This is a genomic window from Halobacillus sp. 12SKB, assembly GCF_052941655.1.
In genome coordinates, this window is record NZ_JBRFWR010000001.1 from 3,670,685 (window position 1) to 3,688,094 (window position 17,410).

The following is a 17,410-nucleotide window of genomic DNA, read 5'->3' on the forward strand; positions in this document are numbered from 1 at the left end:
GGAAGTCCTTTTAGTTTTATCCATACAGAAAGCGGTATCATCTGATTATTTTCTAAGAATATCGAAAAGTCTATTGTCCCCTGTAGACATTCTTGTTAGGATTATCTTTATTCCTTTAAAGCAAACCATTACATCAAGAAAGGAACGAACCTATGAAACAGAAAAACTCATTCTCTACGTATGCCGTCATCGGGACGATGCTTTTCGGGCTCTTCTTCGGTGCAGGCAATTTAATCTTTCCCATTCAACTCGGTCAAATGGCAGGAACTTCATTCTGGCCGGCATTGATCGGGTTTCTTGTAACGGCGATTGCTCTACCCTTAATGGGAATCCTTGCGATTGTATTGTCCGGGAGTCAAGGCTTGAATGATCTGGCAGGCCGGGTTCATCCGTTATTCGGAATCTCTTTCGCTGTCATTCTCTATTTAACAATCGGTCCATTTTTCGCGATCCCGCGAACGGCTACGGTTCCTTTTGTCGTCGGATTTGAACCCTTCATCCAACCTGATCAGACACAATTGTGGCTTGCGGTATTCAGTTTTGTATTTTTCGCACTCGTCTATTATTTTTCCCTGAACTCAGCCAAAGTCATGGATATTATCGGAAAATACCTAACGCCGACATTCTTACTGTTTTTATCCATTCTCATCATTACCGCCATCGTTAAACCGATGGGCAATTTCGGAGCACCGACGGGCGATTATGCCTCGGTCCCTTTCATGACAGGATTCACAGAAGGTTATAATACGATGGATGCCCTCGGTGGACTGGCACTCGGGATTCTGGTGATCACCGCAATCCGTCATATGGGAATTACCGATACAAAAGCCATTGCCCAAACGACATGGAAATCAGGAATCTTCGCCATGGTGCTTATGATGCTTATTTACGGGCTGATCGCCTACATGGGAGCTTCCAGCGTATCTGTCGTCGGCAATCTGGAAAATGGCGGTCTCACTTTTGCCGCGGTTGCCGAGCATTACTTCGGTCCATATGGCGCGATTCTACTGGCCATCATTATTGTCCTTGCCTGTTTGAAAACGAGTATCGGATTGATTATCGCCTGCAGTGAATTTTTCCATACGGTCTATCCGAAAATCAGCTACAAGACATTCGTGCTGATTCTTTCCTTGATGTCGTTCATGATCGCGAACTTCGGTCTGACGAACATCATCCAGTATGCGATTCCTGTACTGATGTTCTTGTATCCAATGGCGATTGTACTGATTCTGCTCGGACTCAGCTCCAAACTGTTTAATCATAAACGTACAGTCTATGCCGGAGCTATGATGCTGACTGTTTTCGTCAGTACCATCGATGGCTACAACGCGCTTCTGGGAACGATCCCTGGTGTGGCGAATCCTCTGATGGAGTCGGTTAACGGATTCTATCAAGCGTATCTTCCGCTATACGGAATTGGGCTCGGCTGGATGCTGCCCGCATTGATCGGTGCCGTCATCGGTTATACCTTGAAAGAGGAGAACAAATCCAACTCCCCCGTCCTTTCGCATGAGCCAGAACATTTATCTCAATAATAAAGAAAAGACCAAGCCCACGGGTTTGGTCTTTTTACTTTTTCTTGCGGCGGTACAAGTCCAGTGATTTATATCCTTCCGATAAAATCTCGATCATCTGATTTGTTCGTTTATCTCGCGTCGACTGCTGTTTGGCAGAAAAAATCTGCCGGGCCCAATCCCGTTTGTACCCTGGCGTCAAGCTTTTGTAAAATTCTTGTTCGGCCGGATGATCCTCTAATAATCTTTCTACTTCTTCTACCTTTTCTTCATAGTCAGCCACACACTGACTAGCCGGATTGGTTTTTGGTGCTTTTTTCTTCTCCCGCTTCATACCGACAACTGTGTAAACCTCATCCATACTGACTATACGCGAAAACTTGATGTCGCTACCTTCGACATACTTATCCTCTCCAATCTTCAATGCTGGAAACATATCATCCCTGTGTATGTAAGTCTCATAACGCGTATTTCCTTTTTTCGGATAGGCAAAGAAAACGTAGCCTTTCTCTGCTAAAACTTCCTTACGACGTACAAGAGTTTGCAAGTGTGCTTTCATTTCCTCCACGTTTTTCACAAAAATGAAAACCGCATCGTGATGCTCCGATAGTGTTGTCGGTTGGCCCTCGAACAAATCATAGTCCTCCGGCTGATTAAGGACAGCCATATGTTTGTAATTCGTTAGCTTCAACTTCTCTTTGATCGCGGTCATTAGAAACTCCTCCTCTTTTCGTCAGTCCATGAGTATGATACTAAAATAATATAGCAGGATTACTATTGAGTTTCCTTCTTCTCATTCATGAATCGAAGTTCATTTCCATCCGGATCGCTGATACTTAATGTTCGGATGCCTTTTACCATTTCAAAAGGAGGATTCAATTCAAGTTTTTCCTGCGGCAATGTCTCATAAAGACGATCGACATCTTCAACGAGAAAATGAACCAAACCGCCGGGCTGGCAATCTCCTTCATGCTCGGTTAAATAGAGCACATCCGCTCCCCTTGAAATCTGCAAGAATACGGGAAAACCAGGTTCAAAACGGTGCTCCCAATCCACTCGAAACCCAAGACCCTCTACATAAAAAGCCTGACTCTTTTCTTCATTTGAAATTTTCAATGTCGGAATAACCTTCTGCATCCGCCTTCCTCCTCCTAAACAAACCTCTTATTTTTCTATTATAAAGAATATTTCCAGAAAAAGTAGCTGACGAAAAGCAAATCTTTTGTCATCCACACGATATTTTGAAATAATTGTAAAATGTCATATGGCCCCGTATAAATTTCCCATATTATGAAACAATTTCATGGGTTGCATCGTATGATAGATGTTGGAAAGTACGAGGGGTGAGGATATGTGGATTTGGACGATGATCAGCTATTTGTTCGCTGGAATCAATGGCGCATACGTGGTGACGAAGTGCAAGATGCAGGAAGATATTACAACGCTCGGAAGTGGCACAGGGGGAGCAAGAAACGCAGGCAGAATGGCAGGTAAACAAGCGTTCATCTGGACCGTGGTGATTGATGCACTGAAAACCATTCTTCCTCTGAGCCTTGCTCTTTACCTAAGCCTCTCCCCTGTCATCCTTGCGGCGATGATTGTGGCCACGGTTGCTGGTCATATTTGGTCGGTTTGGCTGAAGGGCCGCGGAGGCAAGGGCGTTGTCGTCTATCTTGCCTGCACTCTTGTCCTCGAGTGGCCGGGACTTTTGATCTTTGGAGGAACCGCATTACTCGCCAAATCCCTTCCCGTCTCTTTTTCAAAAGTGATGGTAGGCGCTATGATCATCCCTGTGCTCAGTGCCTTTTTCCGAGGAAATCCAGTTGTTAGTTTCGGACTTTTGATTGGATATGGATTGGTCGTCCTTTCCCATATATACCCTGTACATCCAGGCAGCAAGAAAGAGGAGGAACATCTATGAAACAACCATTCACTTATAAAGTGGCATCAACTGATAAAGAATACGAGCAGATCCATCAATTGAATTATGCCACCTTCGTCGAGGAGATTCCCCAACATGACCAAAATGAATCTCGTAGACTCACAGATAAATTCCATAATGAAAATACATATATCATTGCCAAAAAAGAAGAGGAAGTCATCGGCATGATTGCTGTCCGAGGCGATCGTCCCTTTTCTCTCGATCATAAGCTGCCAGATATCGATGACTATTTGAAAGAGGGCTCCGTCCCCTGCGAAATCCGTTTGCTATCGGTGAAAAAAGAATACCGGAAGCGGACGACCTTCTTTGGTATGATTGACCAGCTGGCCAGTTACTGCCTGAAGCAAAAATTTAATGTCGCGCTCATTTCGGGTACTGAACGTGAACTCGTCTTATATCGAAAGCTGGGCTTTGAACCGTTTGCCCATACGGTAGGGACGAAGGAAGCACCTTATCAGCCGATGAAGCTGACGAAGGAGAATTTCGTCAAGGCGACACAGGCCTATCACCGCATTCTCGCCCGCTATGAGCCGATTTCTTTTTTATCCGGACCTGTTCCGGTGGATGAAGATGTGGCTCAATCACTGAGTGAAGCGACACTGTCCCACCGTTCAGATGAATTTTTCGAGATGATGACGAATGTACAGTCTCTGTTGAGTGAAAGAACGAACGCTCATCATGCTTCCATCCTTGTCGGAACGGGAACGCTTGCCAATGATGTGGTGGCCCAGCAAATCAAGCAGCTTGATGGGGAAGGGCTGATTTTGTCCAATGGAGAGTTCGGAGAGCGGTTGATCGATCACGCCACAAGAGCTGACCTCCCTTTTCACACCATCCAAAAGAAGTGGAACACGTCCATCTCCATGGATGAAGTCCGTTCTGTGTTGGAAAAGCATCCGACCATCCGCTGGATATGGACGGTCCATTGTGAAACCTCCACCGGCTATTTATACGACCTCGGAGCACTGAAAGAAGCAGCCGCCGACTATGACGTGCACCTATGCCTCGATGCATGCAGCTCCCTCGGCGTCGATGACGTGGACCTTCGTGGTGTGTATCTGGCTTCCAGTGTGAGTGGAAAAGGACTTGGCTCTTATCCCGGTCTCGCGATCGTCTTTCATCATCACAAACCGTTTCCGAATTCCACGATTCCAAGATACTTGGACTTAGGATTATACGCATCAAAGAAAAGCACACCCTTTACACACTCCTCAAACGCTCTTTTTGCTTTAAAAAAAGCACTGGAGCTTGATGAATCAACGAAGGCTGAAGGGATGATTCTGCTGAGATCGGAATTGGAAAACCAAGGGTGGACGGTTATTGGGGACAAGACGTACTCAAATGGCATCGTCACCATCGCCCTCCCCTCCACACTTTCTTCCGTCACGTACGGGAATCGGTTGAAGAAGCAGGGAATTTTAGTCAATTATGAAAGCAGCTATTTGCAAGAGCAGAACTGGATGCAGATTGCCTTAATGGGAACGGTCTCTCATGTAAACATCACCCGGTTGCTTGATGCCATGAACCGCTTGAAGGAGACCGAACAGAAAAGGGTTTCTTCATGAAGGCGTACACAGGGCTGATTGCCTTTTACTGGGTTAAAATCGTGCTTCTTATGTACATCGGTTTTCAGCTGCAGCCGACGCATTGGCCCGGACATCTTGTGATGATCCTGACTATTATCGGTCCTGTGATGCTTCTTTTCAGCGTGCCGCTTTTTACACCGCACAGGTTCAGGAAGTGGGTATTACCAGCACTCCTGTTTCTCGTGACGTTCTGGATGTACGCCCACCTTCTGTACTATCGTTTTTATGAAGACTTCATGACCTTGACGATCCTCCTTCAAATTGGGAATGTCGGCGGTTTGAGCCGCAGTACGTGGGAGCTCTTTTCCCCGTGGGATCTGCTTTTATTTATTGATATTTTTGTGGTCGGCTGGGCGATGTTCAAAAAGGAAACATTCCAGCTGCCTCCGAAAAAGGGGTACCTTGGAGTTGCAAGCCTTCTGACCATCACCATGCTTGCGGCCGGTATTCTCTACAAGCCCTATGTGCTCACAGAGAATTACAACCGCACCCAATTTGTGCAGACGATGAGTTTGTTTACCTATCAATGGTTCGATGTCGGGCACTCCATCCGCTCCCCGTTGTTCAAATGGTTGTCCGACCCCAGCGATGCAGAGCCGATGCAGGCCTACGTCAAAGAGCAGGAAAAGGAGACGACCGAATGGTTCGGGGAAGCTGAAGGGATGAATGTCGTGTTCATAGGGCTTGAGTCCGTACAAAATTTTGTCCTGGACTTGGAAGTTGATGGCGAAGAAGTGACGCCGTTCTTAAACGAAATCAAGGACGAGAGCTTTTATTTTTCTAACCTATATGAACAAACCGCCCAGGGAAAAAGTTCCGATGCCGAGTTCATGCTTGATACCGGCCTCTACCCGCTCGATGGCGGTTCCGTCTTCGTCCGCCGTCCCGACAATGCGTTTCACGGTCTGCCGGAGATACTCGGAAACTACCAGTCTGCCGTCTTCCACGGCAATGAGCGATCGTTCTGGAACCGTACGGAAATGTATGACACGTTAGGCTACGATCGCTTTTTTTCAGAAAAGGACTATACGGTCACCGAAGAAAACTCTGTCAACTATGGCCTAGAGGATCTCCATTTCTTCGAGCAGTCGGTACCCAAATTGAAGGAATTGGACACGCCTTACTTAGCTAAATTCATCACGTTGACGAACCACTTCCCGTTTTTGCTGCATGAAGAGGACCAGACGTTTGAAACGGACGTGACCTCAGAACCCGTTGTGAATCGTTATCTTTCAACCGTTCACTACTTGGATTCCTCTCTTGAAACCTTTATGGAGAGATTAAAAGAACAAGGGATGTATGAAAATACGATGTTCGTCCTTTATGGAGATCATTACGGAATCTCCACAGAATATGAGGAAGGTCTATTTGAATTGCTCGACCAGCCAGAGACGACCTTTTCTCACATCAAGAACCAGCGCGTCCCCGTTCTGATCCATATTCCGGGACTACAAGGAGAAGCGTTCAATAAAGTTGCCGGCCAAATCGATATCCGTGCGACAGTTCTACACCTCCTGGGAAAACGGAGCGCAAACTATATGAGCTTTAGCGAGAACCTGCTGACCCGGAAGCACGACGCCTTTGTCACCTTCCGCAACGGTAATTACATCTCTGAATCTACCATGTATATTAAAGGACAATGCCTGGATACAGAAATAAGTACCTCCTTATCCAACCAGGCATGTGAAGAAGGAAGAAACAAAGCCAGAGGCGAACTGCAGCTCTCTGATCAAGTGATCAAAGGGGATTGGCTGCGGTACATAGATTAAGGAGTCATGAGACCATGACTCCTTTTTTCTTGTGTGTGTTACATGTTTCTCACGCGCGTTCCCTGCTTCTCGCGCTCGTTCCTCTTCTTCTTGCGCGCGACTCACTCTCCCTGCGCGCGACTCACTCTCCCTGCGCGCGACTCACTCTCCTTGCGCGCGACTCACTCTTCCTGCGCGCGACTCAACTTTCCTGCGCGCGACTCACTCTCCCTGCGCGCGACTCAACTTTCCTGCGCGCGACTCAACTTTCCTGCGCGCGACTCACTCTCCTTGCGCGCGACTCACTCTTCCTGCGCGCGACTCACTCTTCCTGCGCGCGACTCACTCTTCCTGCGCGCGACTCACTCTCCCTGCGCGCGACTCACTCTCCCTGCGCGCGACTCACTCTCCCTGCGCGCGACTCACTCTCCCTGCGCGCGACTCAACCTTCCTCCGCGCGGCTCAGTTTTCCTGCGCGATATACATTTTCACAACTGCGCCCATAGGACAGCCTCTACACATCATCCCACTCACTCATGAATAAGATAGGTACAAGGACAGATGTTTCACTTCGCAAAGGAGGAACCGTATGATCCAGGTATCCGGGATGCCGTTTCAACCAAGTGATTCATGGAAGCCAGATCAAATCGAGACGACTATTATAAAAGCATTACAGAAGACTCCAAACATCTACTCTTTTTCTTCAGAAAAGGAGCTTTTATTTGAGGTGAGAAGTAGAAAAAATATCATTGCCAGTGCAAAAGAGATGGACGGAGGAGAGTCAACCTTTGCCACTTTCCGGACAGCCCGCTGCAATCCTGATTATTGGCAGCTGACCAGAGCTGGCGGGTTCTTATTGCGTCGGCAGGTCACCCCCGCTGGCGCCATCCGGGATATATTCAAAAATAGCACCTTGTACAAATTCGAGTGCGCAACAGCCTGTGTCATCAACTTTTACCACGGCCTCCTGAAAACGATGGGTGACTCATCCTTCAACACGCTTTTTCCAAACCTCTATTTATACAGCTGGCATACCGACGATGATCTCGGTTTGTCTTCAAATTTTATCAATCATTATATTCCGGGGGATGTCGTTTATTTCAACAATCCTGATGTGAACCCGACCACTCCATGGTTTCGGGGGGTCAACGCGATTGCGATCGGAAATAACGAGTTTTTCGGGCATGGGTTCAGTATCCGAACAGAAGAAAAGATGATCGAAGGTCTGAATACGAAAAGGAAGGAAGACAGTCAGCAATCGGCTTATTTGACGAGCTTGATCACCCGCCCATCTTTCCGACCATTAGCCAGATTCTCCACCGGACGTACCATTCATAAAACGAGACCGTTCATCGTCCACCACAACAAGAGTTCCGTTTCTTTCAGACAGTACCTGTATGAGCTGACCTACAGGCCCAAGTATTAAAATTCCCTGTTTTGTGTACTCGTGACATGCACCCATTTTTAAGGTTGACGGGCTCAACTTTCTGTTAGGCGAGTACAATATAGTGACAAAGAAACAAAACGAAAGGGATGTTTTCACATGGAAAATGTTAATGCTCCGTACACGATGGGTGCAAACGTGAACGCACCATATATGGGTGCAAATATGCCTCACATGCCCGTTGCTCCAATGTATCACTGCCGTCCACGTCGAAACAATTTTGTTTTGATCGTGGTATTGTTCATTCTCTTGATCATTGTCGGCTGCAGCATTAAGTGGTAAACCACTACTAAAATCGTCCGTCAGGGAAACCCCTCATGGACACAGATGAAAACCTAAAAAGGACGATGGCTCCCCATGAGCCATCGTCCTTTTCCATCGTCTTACTTCATGTACTTATATTCCATCAGACTATTTAAAATATAGATCTCCTGCAGCAGTTCTTCTCCCACATTCGTCTCCAAGACTTTCTTTCTCTCAAGCTCTTTATCTACCAACCGCTTCACAGACAATACATCGGTTCCATCCCGCAGCACTTCTTCCTTCGAGTTGAAGCGTTTATGGGCGACAAGCTGCATGCCGAAAGAGTTGTACAATAAGGTGTACCCGGCAATTCCTGTTGTCGATTGATAGGCTTTCGAAAAACCTCCATCGATGACGACCATCTTCCCGCCGGCTTTGATCGGATCTTCCCCTTCAATCTCTTTGACAGGCGTGTGGCCGTTGATGATATGGCCCTGGTCTGGATTCAAATCGAATTCAGCAAGAATCTTCCGGCAGACCTCCTCATCTTCCCGCAGATAATAGTAAGGATTTTTCCTCTCTTTGTGAGTGGATTTATCAGAGATGAAGTAGCGCTCGAATGTCGTCATTTCTCTTTTTCCGAACAGGGATGAGTACTGCCCCGTCCATAAATACCAGACCATATCGGTCGCGAGGTCATCCGTCTCTTTTGGATTCGCAAACGAATAGCGTAAATAATGCTCAAAAATATCAAGCAGCTCACGTCCGGCATAGGACTTGTCTTCGATCGTCATCTTCTCCATATTTCCTTCTTCATCGACCGGGATACACCCGTGAATCAATAGGTTTCCGTTGTATTTAAGATACAGGCTGCCCTTTTTCATAAGGAACTTCATGTGCCTGGCAAGCTTCTCCGAATGCTGGATGGAAAACAACAGCTTCTCGATGACCTGTTCTTCTTCCTCCAGGAGGCGGTTCGGATCTTCTGGATCAATCGTTGAAAAACAAGGATTCACAAGTGGATACGTGTTCCCGTGGAGGGTGATTTCCTCCCGGTCATAATCCACTTTTTCAAGCAGCAGACGCTCAGACATGTTGAAATACGGGCGCCTTTTAATAATCGAACTCTCCAGTTTGAACTGGATCATCGCGATGGCCTGATGCATTTTTGTAATCTGCAGCTGCTCATGGTCCGACGGTTTGTCATCGGTATGAATCTTAGGTCTGAACGCCGCATGATCGCCATAATATTTCTCGGCAAGGTTGAGCAGCGGTCTTAAGTTGATGCCATACGCATCTTCAATGATTTCCAAATTGTTATAGCGGGCGCAGATGCGAAGAATGTTCGCTAGACACACTTTCGACCCGGCAAAAGCACCGATCCATAACACATCATGGTTGCCCCACTGGATATCAACGGACGGATAATGGATGAGTGTTTCCATGATTTTATCCGGCTCCGGTCCCCGGTCGTAAATATCGCCGACAACATGAAGGTGGTCCACTACCAGCTTTTGTGTAGCATAAGCAAGACCACTGATCAGCTTGTCCGCCTGGCCGAGGGAAATGACCTGTTGAACGATTTTCTTATAGTACGATTCTTTATTAGTAATGTCATCCGTCTTGTAGAGCAGTTCTTCTATGATATAAACGAATTGCGTCGGTAAGGCTTTACGCAGCTTGGAACGCGTGTACTTGGAAGAAGCATAGGAAATGAGCTTGATCATCCGGTCAATGGTGTGTGTGTACCACACTTCCAAATCCTCGTTATTATCAAAACCATTTTTGATCAGCTTGATTTTTTCTTCCGGATAAAACACGAGGGTCGCGAATTCGTCCAGTTCCCTACCAGACATTTCCTCTTCAAAAAGATCCCGGATTTTCTCTTTGACCCTCCCAGAGCCATTCCTCAGCACATGTTGGAACGCCTGATATTCCCCATGAAGATCACTGACGAAATGCTCGGTTCCTTTTGGCAGGTTCAGGATCGCTTTCAAATTGATAATTTCGGTGACCACTTTTTCTTCGCTGTCGTATTTTTGAGCCAGTAAGTCTAAGTATTTTGTATTCAAGGTTATGTATCCCCTTTCAAAATTCACCATGCGATCATTTTTTTAAGACGAACTCTCTGACAAGCCTTGCTGTTCCACTTAATTATTTCAAACGATTCTGTCTAAGACAATACTCTTTGATAAAAAAGAGGGAGTTTCCAGTTAGGAAAATCCCTCCATCTGTAAATTAAGCATTGGAATTCGCTTGAACCTCCTGGCTCTTTGCCTGTTCATCCGCTTCGGGGCTCGCCCGCTTCCAAATGAGATTTTGGAAGACAATCCCTACGAAACCAATACCGATCAAACCTATGCCGATGGTTTTAAATGCCGACATTACACCAAACTGATGAATGAGCAGGCCGCCCAGAAGCGGGCCGATGATGAACAACAAACTCAAGGTAGAGTCTACAATGCCGGATACCCTCCCAATCGCTTCTTTTGGAGGCTCTTTTTGAATCAGATAATTAACGGCAGTAAAGGCGAGGCCATTGCCGATTCCCCCCAGGAGACCCAGACCGATGACTACAAATAGAATGGTAGAGGTGTTCAAAAAGCCGAAACCCCCGGTCATGATACCGATGAGAAGGCTTCCTGAGCCGAAAAACCATCCGTATTTCTTAATTTCATCCAATCGATTCAAACCGAGGACTACGAGAAGCGACCCAATCCCGATGGCTGAAATAACCCAGCCGGTGAGCTCTGATTTTTCAGGAAACACTTCACTGAATAATGTAACAAACTGGGCATCAATCATCTGAATGGTCAAAGTAGTGACGATGCCGTATAAAAGGCTGGCGGTCAGAATCCGGCTGGTCAACACATAGCTCCAGCCTTCTTTCCACGATGTCCAGAATCCAACGTTTCCCCCTGGAAATTCTGTCTGTTCCTTTGCCTCCTCTTTATTGGGACGAATGAACAGAAGAATGAATCCTGAAAGAAGAAAAGAAGCACCATTGATCGCGATTGAAAAAGATGGTGAGAAAGCGGCAGTCAAGGATCCACCAATTAACGGCCCTACCACTTTCACGAGTTGAAACAGGCTTCCGTTTATCGTTACCGCCTTCATGATGGCCTCTTCATCCACGATCCTTCTCACCAGTCCCTGCTGGGCAGGTAAACTGATGGCCCCCGCCGTATTCCTTAGGAAAATCAAGGCAAGGGCAAGGTATGGGTAAGGAGTGAAAACGAGCACCAATGTCAGTACCCCTCGGATCCAATCGGAATAGACCAGGATTTTCAGCTTATCCCGACGATCGGCAAAAACACCAGCGAACTGTCCGAGCAATATACTGGGAACGGCGTACATCACTGGGATCAAAGCAATCAGCAAAGGATCGGCCTGCCACGTATATCGAAATAAAATCAATACCGCTACAAAGTCAAACCAATTTCCCAAATTAGAAAGGGCATTCGCTGAAAAAAACGTAACAAAGTTCCTGTTTTTCCAAATGGATTGTTTCTGTTTCATCTTTCCTACCTCCCCGTCGTTCTTGCAAAAAGGATAACGGAGAAATATCAGAAGAATATCAGAGATTATTATTTTTTCTCAAGTGAACATCCAATTGGTATTCAATGCGCGTCTTCAACTCAGAAAATCGGTATTCAGCAGCAAGTTCCTGCCACATCTCTTGGTATGTAAAAAGTAAACGGCTCTCTGCCCGGAATTCTTTGATGAAAAAGAGGATGACGTTCAAGCTGATCAGTAAACCCGGGATATACTTCGCTTCCTTGAATAACTTGAATCCTTTTTGAAAGAAACGATCTGCTTCGGTTTCTTCCTGCTTGCAAAAGCATAGGACTCCTTTTAAAATGACAAACGTTGCTTGTTCCCGAGAGTAAGGATACTTCTCCAGCATCTCCCTCACTTCCTTCATCTTTTCCTCTATCGCCGATTTTTCGTTCTTTAAGAATACTAGATAAAGTTCGGTTAATAGAAGGAAAGGATACATATTCTGCCGTCCTCGATGTTCGATTTCATCCTTTGAAGCGCTGAGCTGGTGTTCTGCTTCCTGAATCCTTTTGGTAAAGATCATTAGACTCAACCGGTTCAACCATCGTATTTCTGTCCTGTGAGATTCGGGGAGTTTCTCTTCCTCTAATGCCCTTGTGAAATAATCCAGACTTTTCTCTTGATCGGGTTGAATGTACGAATAGATATGCAGCAAATAATAACAGCAATCCCAAAACGAACGTTCATCCCTCAGAAACCACCGGAAATCACCCTTCATGAAGTGGAGGTAACACTGGTTTTCAACATCCAGTTCAAAACCGAAGATATCCTGATTTTCCTCCAGCACCTTCAATGCTTTTCCCTGCCCGTAGAGGTGGTACTTGTGAAAGAGCACTTTCGCACTGGAGGCAACTTCATGGTCTTGCGTGAGGGGACTTTGGTGGACCTCCTCATCCACTTTTAGCAGGTACCCTTTCCCCCTTACTGTAGCAATGTTCAAGATAGAAGCGAGCGGTGTCAGCTTTTTCCGGATCCGATAGATATGGTCATCCACGGTGCGGTCTGTGGGATTTTCCATCGACCACACCGCATCAAGAAGATCCTCTCTTGAGAACACTTGAAACGGCCGCTCCCATAAATACTGCAGCAATTGATATTCTTTTGGGAGCAAAGATACTTCTTCTGATGCATGTTTCACTTTCAGCTCATGATCGATCCATTGTAATTTTTCCATTTGTTCCACCTTCACTTCTGCGGATCAGTCCTTGAATTACATTCCATTCCAATGAGCTCTGAGGCTAAAAAGCACCATTATTATTCGGTGAGTCCTCCGGAAGCGGCTGACCGATATCCCACAACTCTACGATTTTCCCTGCTTCAAAGCGCATGATATGGACTACGGCTACTCCCGTATCATCCTGCTGTTGTTTAATATGAGAATGAACGACGACCATATCTTTTTCTTCAATCGCACGATGGAGATCAAGCGTCTTATGAGGATTTTTGGCGGCGTCCTCTTCCATTGCGCTCATCAGAGAATCTTTATCTCCACGGAAATAAGGGTTGTGATGGGAAAAATCAGAACGGACATACCTTTCATACGCTTCCCGTACCTCTCCACCTGCCACTTGCACCAAAAATGATACCGCTCGTTCTTTGTTGGACAATGCTTCACTGTTCTGTTGAGAATTCATAGATAAGCACCCTTTCATCAATAAGTCATCAATTTAGTTATGTACCTCTCAATTATTTCAAACGCTTTCAAAATACTCAAGATGTATGAAAAAAGCGCAACCTTTTTAAAGGTTACGCTTTCCACATGGTTTGATTCTAAGTTAAAAAGGGGACGGGCACACCCTTTTAGGAAAGGATGTTCACTACCGTTCTTCCTCTTACTTTTCCTTGTAAAATATCAGACAACGTATCAGGAAGTTCTTTTAGAGAAACTTCCTTTTCGATTTCTCCTAAATCATCCGGCTTCAAGTCCGTAGCCATACGCGTCCATAATTTCTCTCTCAAGTCTTTCGGACAGTAAACGGAATCAATGCCGAGCAGATTCACTCCTCTAAGGATGAAAGGGAACACCGTTGTCGGCACTTCCACTCCGGCAGTCAAACCACTTACAGCAACGGCACCACCATATTTCGTATTGCTCAGCACAGATGCCAGTGTTTTTCCTCCCACGGGATCGACTACACCAGCCCACTTCTGCTTACCGATCGGGCGGATCTTCTCAGGGGTCACTTCTTCCCGGGAAATGATTTCTTCTGCGCCTAACGTTTTCAGATATTCATGTTCCGATTCTTTTCCTGTACTAGCCGTCACATGGTATCCACGTTTAGCGAGCATCGAAACAGCCATACTGCCGACACCACCGGTAGCTCCGGTCACAAGAATCGTTCCGTCTTCCGGCGTTATGCCGCTTTCTTCAAGACGGTGGACAGATAGCGCTGCTGTGAAGCCTGCTGTACCGAAAGCCATCGCTTCTTTCAACGTCATATTCTCCGGCAAAGGGACGACCCAATCGCCAGGGACACGTGCATATTCACTGTAACCACCATAGTGGGAAACGCCCAATTCATAGCTTGTCACAACCACTTCGTCTCCCTCTTGATAGCGGTCATCATCGGACGAAACGACGGTCCCGGCAAGGTCGATGCCCGGTACGAAAGGATAGGACTGAACGATTTTGCCGTTCGGAATACTTGCCAATCCATCTTTATAGTTGACGCTGGAATAGTGGACTTGAATCGTCACATCCCCTTCCGGCAGATCTTCCAAAGTCAACGATTCCACATTCACTGAAAAATCTTCCTCTGTTTTGTTCACGACAAGTGCATGGAATTCTTTTGTCATCCGATCATTTCCCCTTTCTTCTTCCTCATTTACTAGTATATAAATCTATCATAGACTATTTTATACTGACTGGTCAATTTATTTTGACCAGTCAGTATAAAAGATTCGAATATCCTCTCTTTTTCTTGTATAATAAACAGAGCATCCAATGGAGGTTAGATTAGAAAATGGCAAAAAAAGCAGAACAGAGACGCAAACAGATATTAAAAGCTGCCTTCCAAGCCGCAACCGAAAAAGGCTATGAATCCGTCACCCTACAGGATATCGCCGATTATGCCGATGTCAGCAAAGGGGTCACGAATTACTACTTTAAAAATAAATCCGATGTTTTCACGCAATTGTTTGAATGGATCACAACACGCATCTATGAAAAAGAAGCCGCATCCGTTGGTGAACAGGAAACGGCAATTGGTAAACTTGAAGCTTACATAGACCGCGTGTTCATCAGTCCAGAAGAAAATAAAAATTTCTACCGCGTGTACCTGGACTTTTTATCTCAAGTGAAAAATAACGAATCTTATAAAGAGATCAACCAAAAATTCTACGAAAACTGCTGGTCCATCGGCAGGGAGATCATCCATCAAGGACGGGAAGAAGAAATTTTTGAAGTTGATGATGTGGAGCAAACAGCGATAAGCATCCGCTGTATGATTGACGGAAGCTTGATTCAATGGCTGATGAGAGATGACGATCAACTGCATGACTATTACCGGAATGCCTGTTACGAGTCTATCCTGAAAATCCTTCAATACAAAAAATAAAGCGACCGCTTCCGGTCGCTTTCTCTCTAAGGTAACCATTCTTTTCATTCATTCTTTCTAGGAAACAGGTGTCATCATTTGATAGTACTTATACAATGCCTGCGTCCCATTATTATCTCCACCTGCTTCACTCAGTTCCTCATACAACTGCTTCGCAAGTTTCAATCCAGGGACGGGAATCTGCATGTTCTCCGCAGATTCAATAGCGATCTTCATGTCTTTAATAAAATGCTTCACATAAAAGCCTGGATCAAAGTCCCCATCTATCATCCTTGGTCCGAGATTAGATAATGACCAGCTTCCAGCGGCACCGAAAGCTATACTGCTCAACACTTTCCTTGGATCAAGACCGGCTTTTTCTGCATATGTAATGGCTTCACAAACACCCATCATGCCGGATGCAATCGCGATTTGGTTGCTCATTTTCGTATGCTGGCCTGCCCCCGCTTCGCCTTGAAGGACGATATTTTCGCCCATCGCTTGAAATACAGGAAGGATTTCGTCAAAATGCTCCTTACTGCCGCCGACCATAATCGTGAGCTTTCCGTTTTTTGCTCCGACATCCCCGCCGGATACAGGGGCATCATACGCATAAATACCAGCCGCTTCCGCTTTTCCAACAATCTTCTGTGCCAAATCAGGAGAGGACGTTGTCATATCGATCACGAAGGAACCAGGCTTCGCATTCTCTAAAATCCCTTCTCCACCGAAATACACTTCTTCCACATCGCTCGGATACCCGACAATCGTAATGATTATATCGGAGTGCTCAGACAGAGCAGCCACACTTTCCTTCCAGTTCGCTCCTTCCGCTAACAAGTCGTCCGCCTTTTCTTTCGTACGGGTAAACACATTTAAATCATACCCAGCCTTCATCAAATTGCGTACCATGCTCTTCCCCATTACACCTGCGCCGATGAAACCAATCGTTTGTCTTGTCATCTGACTCTCCCTTTCTTAAATGAACTTGCCTCAAGTATAGCAACTTCAGTATTCAATATAGAAGAGAAACACACGATTCTTAAGAAGATCAATAATTTCCCGCGTTAGCTGGATTTCAGTTGGATTAATCTCTATCTGTCTTTCGATCCCAAGTCGCCTCAAACAACCATTTGAAAAAAGTTGTGAAAAAAGAGAAAGCCAGGATCTCTACCGGGTTAAATGATGTAAAAAGCATCTGCCATAATGAAAGGCCGACAATCATAAATAAGAAGAATTTTAAATAATTGACCATTAAACCACCTCTACGTCTTCATAGGAAGACGGCATAGATTATAAAGCCTACGATCAGTACAAGAATAATGATTCCTGTACCTTTCCACCCTAAGTTCCCGACTAAGTCAGGAAGGCCTCCGCCATGAATACTTCCTGAAGGATCTCTTTTAGATTCCTCCTGCCTTAATCTTTCCCTTGCTGTTTCAGGTTTTTCATCCCTCATTTAAAAACCCCATTTGTCGCATTTTTTCAGATTACATTAAGTACATTACCTGCTCGCCATTACTCAGCCTATAGCTTATTGATCACGATCATCCATGAAGCTGCCCCCAATAGAATCGTCATCATGATCAATATCAAAAGTATTATAGTATTCAGCATCTGGATTACCTAATACAGCTCCTCTTTTCTTATCATATGTTCTAATGAGATGTAATACTGAATAGCTGATTCCTCCAACTAATGCTATGTAAATGAAATAGTCCGCTTGAACAAACAAGTATGTACAAACGCCAGCCATGGCGATGACAAGTAACAAAACTTCCACTGCTTTCATTCTCATCCCTCCCCTTTACAACCTTACAAAAACACTTCACCGCT

Annotated in this window: 18 protein-coding genes; 7 read left to right on the top strand and 11 right to left on the bottom strand. The window is 45.6% G+C overall.

The genetic code is table 11. From position 1 onward, the window contains the following. Positions 1–152: 152 nt before the first annotated feature. Complete coding sequence (brnQ, locus tag ACQ4XT_RS18315; RefSeq protein ID WP_446854920.1) at positions 153–1,535, top strand: branched-chain amino acid transport system II carrier protein; 1,383 nt, start codon at positions 153–155, stop codon at positions 1,533–1,535. Positions 1,536–1,569: 34 nt separating this feature from the next. Here brnQ and ACQ4XT_RS18320 read toward each other — a convergent pair whose 3' ends face one another. Both ACQ4XT_RS18320 and ACQ4XT_RS18325 read right to left on the bottom strand, forming a co-directional pair. Continuing rightward, a complete protein-coding gene (locus ACQ4XT_RS18320) occupies positions 1,570–2,226 on the bottom strand; it encodes a YdeI/OmpD-associated family protein (protein WP_446854921.1) in 657 nt (218 codons plus the stop codon). A gap of 62 nt (positions 2,227–2,288) precedes the next feature. Further along, positions 2,289–2,651 carry a glyoxalase superfamily protein gene (locus tag ACQ4XT_RS18325; protein ID WP_446854922.1) on the bottom strand — a complete coding sequence of 121 codons (363 nt, stop codon included), beginning with the start codon at positions 2,649–2,651 and terminating at the stop codon, positions 2,289–2,291. Between the two features lie 214 nt (positions 2,652–2,865). On the opposite strand from ACQ4XT_RS18325, the gene ACQ4XT_RS18330 reads away from it, so the two are divergent. The 5 genes from ACQ4XT_RS18330 to ACQ4XT_RS18350 all read left to right on the top strand — a co-directional run bounded on the left by ACQ4XT_RS18330 (position 2,866) and on the right by ACQ4XT_RS18350 (position 8,516). Then, the gene (locus tag ACQ4XT_RS18330) at positions 2,866–3,435 is read left to right on the top strand and encodes a glycerol-3-phosphate acyltransferase (RefSeq protein ID WP_446854923.1); all 570 of its coding nucleotides are present in this window, start codon (positions 2,866–2,868) and stop codon (positions 3,433–3,435) included. Then, the gene (locus ACQ4XT_RS18335; RefSeq protein ID WP_446854924.1) at positions 3,432–5,021 is read left to right on the top strand and encodes an aminotransferase class V-fold PLP-dependent enzyme; all 1,590 of its coding nucleotides are present in this window, start codon (positions 3,432–3,434) and stop codon (positions 5,019–5,021) included. The genes ACQ4XT_RS18330 and ACQ4XT_RS18335 overlap by 4 nt, the downstream gene beginning before the upstream one ends. Then, entirely contained in the window at positions 5,018–6,811 is a 1,794-nt protein-coding gene (locus tag ACQ4XT_RS18340) for an LTA synthase family protein (RefSeq protein WP_446854925.1), read from the top strand. Before ACQ4XT_RS18335 ends, ACQ4XT_RS18340 begins: the two co-directional genes overlap by 4 nt. 568 nt (positions 6,812–7,379) lie before the next feature. After that, the gene (tgl, locus tag ACQ4XT_RS18345) at positions 7,380–8,216 is read left to right on the top strand and encodes a spore coat transglutaminase TGL (protein WP_446854926.1); all 837 of its coding nucleotides are present in this window, start codon (positions 7,380–7,382) and stop codon (positions 8,214–8,216) included. A 117-nt stretch (positions 8,217–8,333) separates the two neighbouring features. Beyond that, entirely contained in the window at positions 8,334–8,516 is a 183-nt protein-coding gene (locus tag ACQ4XT_RS18350; protein ID WP_237417107.1) for a YjcZ family sporulation protein, read from the top strand. A gap of 101 nt (positions 8,517–8,617) precedes the next feature. Here ACQ4XT_RS18350 and ACQ4XT_RS18355 read toward each other — a convergent pair whose 3' ends face one another. From ACQ4XT_RS18355 to ACQ4XT_RS18375, 5 genes are all read right to left on the bottom strand, one after another. After that, positions 8,618–10,549 (bottom strand): fructose-1,6-bisphosphatase, encoded by a 1,932-nt coding sequence (locus tag ACQ4XT_RS18355; protein WP_446854927.1) that lies wholly within the window; start codon positions 10,547–10,549, stop codon positions 8,618–8,620. 166 nt (positions 10,550–10,715) lie between these two features. After that, entirely contained in the window at positions 10,716–11,996 is a 1,281-nt protein-coding gene (locus ACQ4XT_RS18360) for an MFS transporter (RefSeq protein ID WP_446854928.1), read from the bottom strand. A gap of 58 nt (positions 11,997–12,054) precedes the next feature. Further along, entirely contained in the window at positions 12,055–13,212 is a 1,158-nt protein-coding gene (locus ACQ4XT_RS18365; protein WP_446854929.1) for a winged helix-turn-helix domain-containing protein, read from the bottom strand. Between the two features lie 64 nt (positions 13,213–13,276). Then, positions 13,277–13,672 (bottom strand): nuclear transport factor 2 family protein, encoded by a 396-nt coding sequence (locus ACQ4XT_RS18370; protein WP_446854930.1) that lies wholly within the window; start codon positions 13,670–13,672, stop codon positions 13,277–13,279. A 166-nt stretch (positions 13,673–13,838) separates the two neighbouring features. After that, the gene (locus tag ACQ4XT_RS18375) at positions 13,839–14,834 is read right to left on the bottom strand and encodes an NADPH:quinone oxidoreductase family protein (RefSeq protein WP_446854931.1); all 996 of its coding nucleotides are present in this window, start codon (positions 14,832–14,834) and stop codon (positions 13,839–13,841) included. Between the two features lie 167 nt (positions 14,835–15,001). On the opposite strand from ACQ4XT_RS18375, the gene ACQ4XT_RS18380 reads away from it, so the two are divergent. Continuing rightward, complete coding sequence (locus ACQ4XT_RS18380) at positions 15,002–15,595, top strand: TetR/AcrR family transcriptional regulator (RefSeq protein WP_446854932.1); 594 nt, start codon at positions 15,002–15,004, stop codon at positions 15,593–15,595. 57 nt (positions 15,596–15,652) lie between these two features. Here ACQ4XT_RS18380 and ACQ4XT_RS18385 read toward each other — a convergent pair whose 3' ends face one another. From ACQ4XT_RS18385 to ACQ4XT_RS18400, 4 genes are all read right to left on the bottom strand, one after another. After that, positions 15,653–16,537, bottom strand: a complete 885-nt coding sequence (locus tag ACQ4XT_RS18385; protein ID WP_446854933.1) for an NAD(P)-dependent oxidoreductase — start codon at positions 16,535–16,537, stop codon at positions 15,653–15,655. A gap of 124 nt (positions 16,538–16,661) precedes the next feature. Next, on the bottom strand, positions 16,662–16,829 hold the full coding sequence (locus tag ACQ4XT_RS18390; protein ID WP_446854934.1) for a hypothetical protein: 168 nt from the start codon (positions 16,827–16,829) through the stop codon (positions 16,662–16,664). An 18-nt stretch (positions 16,830–16,847) separates the two neighbouring features. Continuing rightward, positions 16,848–17,033: a DUF6366 family protein gene (locus tag ACQ4XT_RS18395; RefSeq protein ID WP_446854935.1), complete on the bottom strand. Its 186-nt coding sequence runs from the start codon at positions 17,031–17,033 to the stop codon at positions 16,848–16,850. A 75-nt stretch (positions 17,034–17,108) separates the two neighbouring features. Beyond that, the gene (locus ACQ4XT_RS18400; RefSeq protein WP_446854936.1) at positions 17,109–17,366 is read right to left on the bottom strand and encodes a hypothetical protein; all 258 of its coding nucleotides are present in this window, start codon (positions 17,364–17,366) and stop codon (positions 17,109–17,111) included. Positions 17,367–17,410 lie beyond the last annotated feature (44 nt).